Here is a 7,765-nt window from a genome sequence, read left to right on the forward strand (position 1 = left end):
GCGCGACCCGCACCACGCCGCCCGGCCCCAGAGACTTGGCGACTCCACTGCTCCGCCGTGCACGGCCCATCTCCTGCTACCCCCTCAACAACCTCACATCGCAAGCCCTCACCGGCCCCTGCCCGGCGACCTGTGGTCACGGGCCCGCCCCGCAACCCGATCTCCCCGCCGCCCGGGACCCTGCGCCCAGCGCCACCGCGCCTTCCGCCCGCCGACGCGGGAAGGAGGCGGCCGGTTCACGTCATGGGACGTCGCCGTGGCCATGCGTCGGCCTCGGCGGTGGCGTCGAGCTCGACTTCGTCGAGCAGCTTCTTGGTGATCTTCTCGGTGCCTTCGGTGAGAGCGATCAAGGCGGCTTCCCGCACCAGTTGGGACAGGCTGCCGATCCGTCCACCGGTGCGGGTGTGGAGGTAGGCGGCGTGCCGGACGAGAGTTCCCGGTCTGTGGGCGCGCAGCCGCAGCAGGTCTTCCATGCCGTGCAGCAGGGCATGCCAGGTCTGCTGATCCGCGGCCGTCCCGTACGCGAGCGGACGGTTACGGAAGATCTTGAACCGGCCGGCGATCTGAGCGCCCCGAACCCCGGTCAGCAGGGGAGAGGTCTCGATGTCGACGGCGGAGTACACGAACGTCGCCGGGATGCGCTCGCCGAGGTACTTGAGCTGGTCGGAGGTCTCGGCACCGGAACGCCGCCGGGTGTCGAGCAGGTGGACATCGTCGATCAGCACCAGCTGCGTTCCCAGCTCGCACAGGGTGTCGCACACCGCGTTGGTGATGTCCGTCTGGTTGAGCCGCTCGGACAACGGCATGCCCAGGAACCGGGCGAACTCGCTGACCAGTATCTTCGGAGTGGCCGCCGGCGGCACGCTGATGAACAGCACAGGCCTGCGCCCGGTCCGGCCCGGATGCTGGCGTGCGTCGGAGAGCTGGAAGGAACGGCCGAGGGCCATCAAGGTGGTGGTCTTGCCGGTCGTGGCCGGCCCGGAGACGATCAGTCCTCGCCGCGCGCCCGCCTGCTGGCAGCGGTTGACCAGCAGCAGCCGCCAGACCTGGGTGAAGACCCGTTCCATCGCCGGGGTGAGCATCACCGCCAGCTCCGAGTGGTAGGCCTCCCGCTCGGCCTGGCCCCAGGCGTCATCACCGATGTCCCCGGCCTGCGCCGGCGGCCTGTGCACGAAGCGGTCCCAGCCCTGCCATGTGGTCGCCGCGGCGAACGGCGCCGACACATCCCCGCCCCCGGGCAAGCCCTTCACCAGCGCATCGCCTCCTTCAGCGGGTCGTAGACCTTCATCGCTCCCACCGGCTGCCACGGCTCGCCCTCCTCGTCGTCCCGCGAGCCTGTGGCCGCAGCGCCGGCCGACAGCACCGCATCCCGTACTTCCTCGCCCTGGGCGTCCGCTTCGTCCTCATCGTCGAAGGGGTTACCGCTCTCGTAGAGCACACCGTCCACCCCGCCGTCGCCAGGGCGGGACAAACCCACCTCCCACGGCAACCGCACACCGACGCCCGGCTCCTCCAGTGACCTGTCTGCCCCTCCACAGGCCACGGCCGCACCCGCACCCGTAGCGCTTGCCGCCCCGGCCCGGGCGGCGACGACCCGCTCGCGCGGGCTGCCCAGCCCAGCCCCCGTGCGCTCCAACAACTCCCGCAGGGCGAGCGCCAAGTCGTGCTCGTGCTGCACCCGGTCACCACGCCGGGCGACAGTGCCTCTGACGTACTGCCAGGTGAAATCGGTGAACGGAGCCCGCACCAGAGAGTGGTGGATCCACGGGACCGTCACCCACTCGTAGCCCCGCGGCGCATCCGCTTTTGGCAGCCGCACCCACACCTGGCCGGGGGAGTGCGGGTTGTAATGGATCTCCCATAACCCGTCGGCGGCCGTCGAGCGCTGCTCCCGATAGGGGTTGAGCACCTTGTGGTCGTAGGTGCGGTAGTCGATGCGGATGCCGTAGTCGTTGATCTTCTGCCGAACCAGCGGCATCAGCTCGATGTAGTCATCCTGCCCGAGCGGCACCGGAACGTGCCCGCAGACGGCCACCAGCGCGGCCCACATCTCGTTCGGGGACAACGCGGTCCGCGGCATCATCGGGTGCCGCAGCCCGTCGTGCTCGCGCACCTGCCAGCCACAGACGATCCACTCCTGCAAGAGCTCGTCCAGCTGGCGCAGCGTCCACACCGCCTCGCCCTCCGGGTCCTGCCCCCGCCGGGTGACATCGGTTCCGGTGTAGCCGGCCACGTACTGGGAGAACAGCGTGCCGATCGACCCGAAGGCCCGCTCCACGTGCCCCTTCGCGGGACCGTTCGCCGGCGGCGTGGGCTGCATCGTGATGCCGAGCGACTCGCACGCGGCCACGAACGAAGCCGAGACGAACACATTGTCCTGGTCGACCACGACAGTCCGTGGCGTGATGACCGGCCTGGCCGCCACCCCTCTCAGCCGCTCGTCCACGCTCACCAGCCGCTCGTACGGGATGACCGACTGCTCCATCGAGAAGGCCTCGGGCCAGTGCGGCCGCATGCGGGCGGGGACCAGCATCTGGGCGAGCAGGACGGCCGCATCGACGCTGCGCGTCCCCTTCGGACGCAGAACGGCCGCGCAGATGCTGCGCGTGGCCACGTCCAGCGCGATGGTCAGCTCGGCCCGCTCCTCCACCCCGTTGTCCAGGACCGTGAAGACGTCCAGCAGGGTGCTGTCCATCATCACCAGCTCGCCCGGCGCCATCACCACGGTGGGTGTGAACGGGGGAGTGGGCCGCGCCGACCGCCACCGGTGCTGCCGGCGCGATCCCACCAACCCGGACCCGTCGCCGAGAGCGTGGACGAGCCGGTTGAACGTGGACACCGACGGCACCGGCACCACGCCCTCCCCGAACCGCTGCACCAGCAGCCGATCGGTATAGACCCGAAGCCGCCCCAACGTCCCCCGCGAGCGACCCCGATTCTCCTCCAGCACCTCCACCACCGCACCCACCAGCCGCTCGTCCGCACGCCCCAGCACCGACCGCGACCGCACCGCCCGCCCGTCCACCAACCCCCACAACCCCCCGTCCCGATACCGCGCCCGCATCCGCCGCACCGTCACCGCACTCGCCGCCACCCCCAACGCCGTCAGCTCCGCCGCCTTCGCCGCCTCCCGCTGCGCCAGCGTCCTCAACGTCGGGTCGTACTCACTCCGCGCAGCACCGCCATCCCCCTCACCGCCGGGCCGGCCGGTCTCCACCTCACGGACATGCCGCTCCCAGGCCAGCGCACGCTCCCGCACCGCGGCAGGCAACGCCTCCCACAACCCCCACGGCAACAGCCGCGGCACCCCAGGCCCGTCCAGGACCTCGAAGGCAGGGTCCGCGAACAGCAACGACAGCAAAACAGCCACCACCTCGCCGCCCTCCTCGGCCATCAGCCGCACCCCACCCCCGCCCACGGCCGCCACCGTCCACACCCGCCGCTCGAACCGCACCCGGCAGCCCAACACCACAACCGGCCCCCGCTGCGCCCCGCTCACGCGCTCTCCGCCCACACCGGCATCCGTTCGTGCATCGGCACCCGCAGGTCGGCCGACAGGCTCCCCAACCACAGGGCGTGGAACACCGCCGGCATCACCGAGATCGGATCCCCGACCTCGGCCACCCCCTCCCACAGGGGCCGCCGCCGGGCGAACGCCTCCCGCACCGCCCGGGCCAGCTCCCGTCCGCCGCCATACCGGGGGTGCCGGTACCCGGCCAGCCAGGTCACATTGCGTTGGCAGACCAGGTCCACCGGACCCAGCACCCGGTACTGCCACCCCACCGACCGGCACAGCGGCCCCACGACGGCACCGATCTCCCGCTGCCTCTCCGAGAGCTGAGGCCGGGAGGTGCAGTCAGCCAGCACCCCCGTGCCATCAGCCAGACGAACCATCAACTGCGGTAGGTGCGAACGAACGCGCTGCCCCTCCAGCCAGCGAAGCTCCACCGGGCGTCCCGCCAGGCCACTCACCCGCCGGTCCCGATCGAGGAGCATCACATGCAGCCGCATCGCCGCCGACCCGAACGCGACATGCCGGCCAGTAGTCGAAGACCACCACCACCCCGGAGCCAACCGCTTACCAGCACGCACCGGGAACGGCTGAAGTACCGCGCACTCCTCGAACGAGACCTCGGCGACAGCCTCCGGCCACCGCATGCACTCCACCGAGCCAGAGACCCCGCGAAACCACGCCTCTGTTCGGCCAGAATCTGCCCGGTCCGACCTCACGACACCTTCAACACCCACACGCCCAGCCAACCTCGTCACCGGCAAGCACGAGGCCGTTTCTCCTGATCGCATGACGCCGCAGAAGACGGTGCGGTATCCATCTGCCCAACCACCGCCTGGCTACATCCTCATGCCCATGACCGTGCTGCCCCTCAACTGACAGCCTGTCGTGAAGCCCGCAAGCGCCACCGTGCGAGCAGCGATCAAGGACCCGCACAAGCAGGGAAAAGCCGGCTGCAGCGGAGTAGGACAGGTACGCCACCTTCGGGTCACTCGTCCCCGAGCAGGCGCCGTCGGTCACGACGGCGCCCACCGACGGCGCATCGCTCACTCGCTACGCCCACTCCACCCCGTGCTCGGCCAGCATCGCCAGCTGATCCTCTGTCAGCTTGGCCCTCCGGGATTTAGCGTTGTTGAGAAACGCACCTAGGGCCACCTGGTGCACCTGCACCTCCTCACCGTCCGCTCCGGCCTCCACGGTCTCGACCACCTGGCGGTGTGGGCGGGGCACCCGCGGGTGGCCGTGCTCGGCGACAAACGCGGCCAGAGCCGCGATCCCAAGCTGGAACCGATCGGAGCGCGAGACCTTCGGCTTCGCCTCGGCTGCGGCCTTCGCGGCCACCAGCTCGGCGTCGGCCTCGATGCCGATCGCCGCCAGCAGGTCCCGCTGATCGGCCTCCAGGCCGGGCCAGCCGGCCCGCTGCGCCTGCACCCACCGGCCGAGTTGCTCGCCCTCGAACACCGTGTCCAGCGGCAGCCGCGCCCAGTCGACCCGCCCGTCGGAGTCGAGCCACCAGGACCGGGCGACGCTGTAGGCGCGCTGCCAGGTGATCGGCCACACCGGGCACCACCACGGGTCGATCTCCTCCAGCGCCCGCCGCCGCTCCGGCGCCAGCGCCCCCGGCTCCCCGGCCGGCACCTGCGCCGAGGCCCGCAGCTCCGACAGCCACGTCCCGATCGCGTACCCGCCGACCGACGCCCGCGCCGGCGCCGCCAACGACCCGCCGTGGCCCTCCGCCCACACCCGCGCCCAGTCCAGCCCGGCCTCGAACCGAGCATCGCTCACGGACCAGATCATCCCGAGCGCGTCCAGCATCTCCACCCGGTATGACGCCAGCTCACCATTCGCATTCTCACCCCGACGGTCCGAAAGCCACTTCCCCAGCGGATAATTCCCGCTCTCCCCGACAAGCGCCGAATAAGGAACATCCAGCCCACCTGTCTCCTCAAACCACCGCCGCGCATGACCAATACCCTCACGCCACAGCTGCGTCTCACCGACCAGCACCCGCGACGCGATGAACAGCGCCAGCACGTTCTCATCCACCGGCGCCTGGAACCGCACCGGCAGCGTGAACGCCCCCGACCCACCCGCACCAACCATGCTCTCACCAGGTCCAACAGCAGCCTCAGCGCTGCGCCCGGTCGTCCGCTTGCCCGACTTCTGCGGCACCGCCAGGGCCTCCACCACCTTGGCGTCGTGAGAGCGCAAGGCAGTCAGAATCTTGATCAGCGGACCATAGCTGTCCGACTCCAGAATGTCCCCGGGCTGCTCACCGGCCTTGAGGAAAACCGGTACGATCAGGCTGGCGGTCTTTCCCTCTCCGGGCTGCATGCGCAGGGCCCGACCGATGGCCTGGACGATATCCACCATGCTGCCCCTGCCTTGCAGGAGAACAGAATCTGCATTCGGCATGTCGACACCCTCGCCCAGGACTTTGCAGTTACTGAAGATCCGGTGCCTGAGGCCGTCGTCTTCCTCGCTCTTTCCGAAGTCTCCGATGAGCTCCTTCCTGTAGTCGATGTCATGCTCGCCGGAAAGCCACTGCGCCCAGACCTCAGGCGGGTATTTCTGCGGGTTCTCGAAGTGCAGCTTCTCGGCCGTCTGGTTCAGCGTCTCCGAGAAATAGCGGACCTCGATCGTGCGGCTGTGGAACGTGATGCACCGCTCCAGCCCCCGCTCGACCACCGTCTTGAGCAGGCCGGCCTGGATGGCCGCGATCCGCTCCACCGGCACCTCGTCCTCGCTCCCGTCGTTCTCCACGCCGGCCCCCGGACCCCACGGCACGCCCTGCTGCTCGGCGGCCTTCCGGTCGCCGAGCGGGTCGCGCAGCTCCAGGACCACGATCTCGAACGGCGCGAGCAGCTTGCGGTCGATGGCCTCCGCCAGGCCCAGGGAGTAGACGTGCGGCCCGTAGATCCGCACATCGTCCATGGACACCGCCAGTTCCTCCGACAGCGGCTGGTAGGCCCCCTCCCGCCCCTTGACGGGACGCTTGGGCGGCGCCCAGATCCTCGGGGTCGCCGTCATGTAGAGCCGGCGGTCCGCGGGGATGGCGGCCTGGTCGTGGACCACGGTCCACGTCTTCTCGACGCTGCCGGAAGATCGGTGCGCCTCGTCGCAGACCATCAGCCCGAGCGGGGGCAGCAGCTCGCCCCGACGCTCGGCCCAGTACTCGTAGGCGTCCGCGACCGCGCCCACGGACGTGTAGGTGGCGAACAGGGTGGTCGGCTTGCGGTGCTTCGCAGCGTTGGCCAGCCACCTGCCGATCATCAGCGGGCTGGTGCTCGCCAACACCCCGTACGGCAGCTCGGAGTCGACCAGGGAGCAGACGGCGTGCATGTCCCCGGCGCGGCCCGCCGCCCGCCAGGACCCGACCATCTGCACCAGCAGGTCCAGCGTGGGCACCACGACCAGGACCACGCCGCGGGGCACCAGCTTCTGGCCGGCCGCCGCCCCGACGTAGGACTTCCCCGAGCCGGTGGCCATCTGCACCGTCACCCGCAGCCCGTTCGGGGCCGGGTGTCCCGGACGGGGCGTCAGCCCCCGGACGATGGCCTCCAGAGCCTCCTCCTGGTGCCCGCGCAGCGAGATGCTGGCAGCGGACTGAGCGGACTGAGCGGACTTCAGGCCAGGCTTCACGACGTTCACGAAGACGTTCCCCTCACCCATTCCCGAGCCCACACCAGGGACCACGCGGGAAATGCTGACAGTGCCCTACTGATACATTCGACAGATCGGCCCTGGAATCGAGCCAACCGGAAATAGGGCCCGATGGAAGCGACTATCCAGCAGGATATCAGTCCCCGGTCACGAATTCCGGCGAACACCCGAAAAGCCTGGGTCCGGACCCCGAATCCGGCGGGATCACCTGACGTTATGAGACTGATACACTGAGGACCGTTGCTCACCTTCCAAGGGTAGCGCACCCCGACCCGCCGAGAGGCTGAAACGGAGGTCTAGACCGTGGGCTAGACCAATCTGACAGTAGTGAAGCCGACCCGCACGCGCCCCCCAGTGCCACCTTCCCCCTAGTCAGCCTGTTGTGAGTCCAGTCAAAATCCCAGTTCATCGATATGATGGAGGCTCAACCATGGGAGGGAGTGGAGCGAAGCGGAGTGACCGTCAGGCCCGAGCGGAGCCGGGCCGACCTGACCGAAGGTCAGGTCACGGACACGCGGAGCGGGTCCGTCGGCCGTCCGAAGGACGGCCGCGAACGGAGGGCCGAAGGCCCGTAGGGACCCGCTCCGCGGG

General features: G+C 69.8%; 4 protein-coding genes. All 4 read right to left on the reverse strand.

The window, feature by feature from the left end:
* Positions 1 to 236: 236 nt before the first annotated feature.
* Complete coding sequence (locus tag ACIBCA_RS21020) at positions 237 to 1,250, reverse strand: AAA family ATPase (RefSeq protein WP_396284445.1); 1,014 nt, start codon at positions 1,248 to 1,250, stop codon at positions 237 to 239.
* Positions 1,247 to 3,499, reverse strand: coding sequence for a transposase (locus ACIBCA_RS21025; protein ID WP_396284446.1), 2,253 nt, complete (start codon positions 3,497 to 3,499; stop codon positions 1,247 to 1,249). Before ACIBCA_RS21025 ends, ACIBCA_RS21020 begins: the two co-directional genes overlap by 4 nt.
* A complete protein-coding gene (locus ACIBCA_RS21030; RefSeq protein ID WP_396284447.1) occupies positions 3,496 to 4,158 on the reverse strand; it encodes a TnsA-like heteromeric transposase endonuclease subunit in 663 nt (220 codons plus the stop codon). Before ACIBCA_RS21030 ends, ACIBCA_RS21025 begins: the two co-directional genes overlap by 4 nt.
* A 406-nt stretch (positions 4,159 to 4,564) precedes the next feature.
* Positions 4,565 to 7,162 carry a Helicase associated domain protein gene (locus ACIBCA_RS21035; protein WP_396284448.1) on the reverse strand — a complete coding sequence of 866 codons (2,598 nt, stop codon included), beginning with the start codon at positions 7,160 to 7,162 and terminating at the stop codon, positions 4,565 to 4,567.
* Positions 7,163 to 7,765: the final 603 nt, after the last annotated feature.

Origin of the sequence: Kitasatospora sp. NPDC051170 (assembly GCF_044455705.1) — a bacterium.
Classification (GTDB): domain Bacteria; phylum Actinomycetota; class Actinomycetes; order Streptomycetales; family Streptomycetaceae; genus Kitasatospora.

Excerpts from the sequence above, each read along its gene's own strand:
- ACIBCA_RS21030 (WP_396284447.1), bottom strand. The coding sequence starts at position 4,158 with ATGCGGTGGCCGGAGGCTGTCGCCGAGGTCTCGTTCGAGGAGTGCGCG.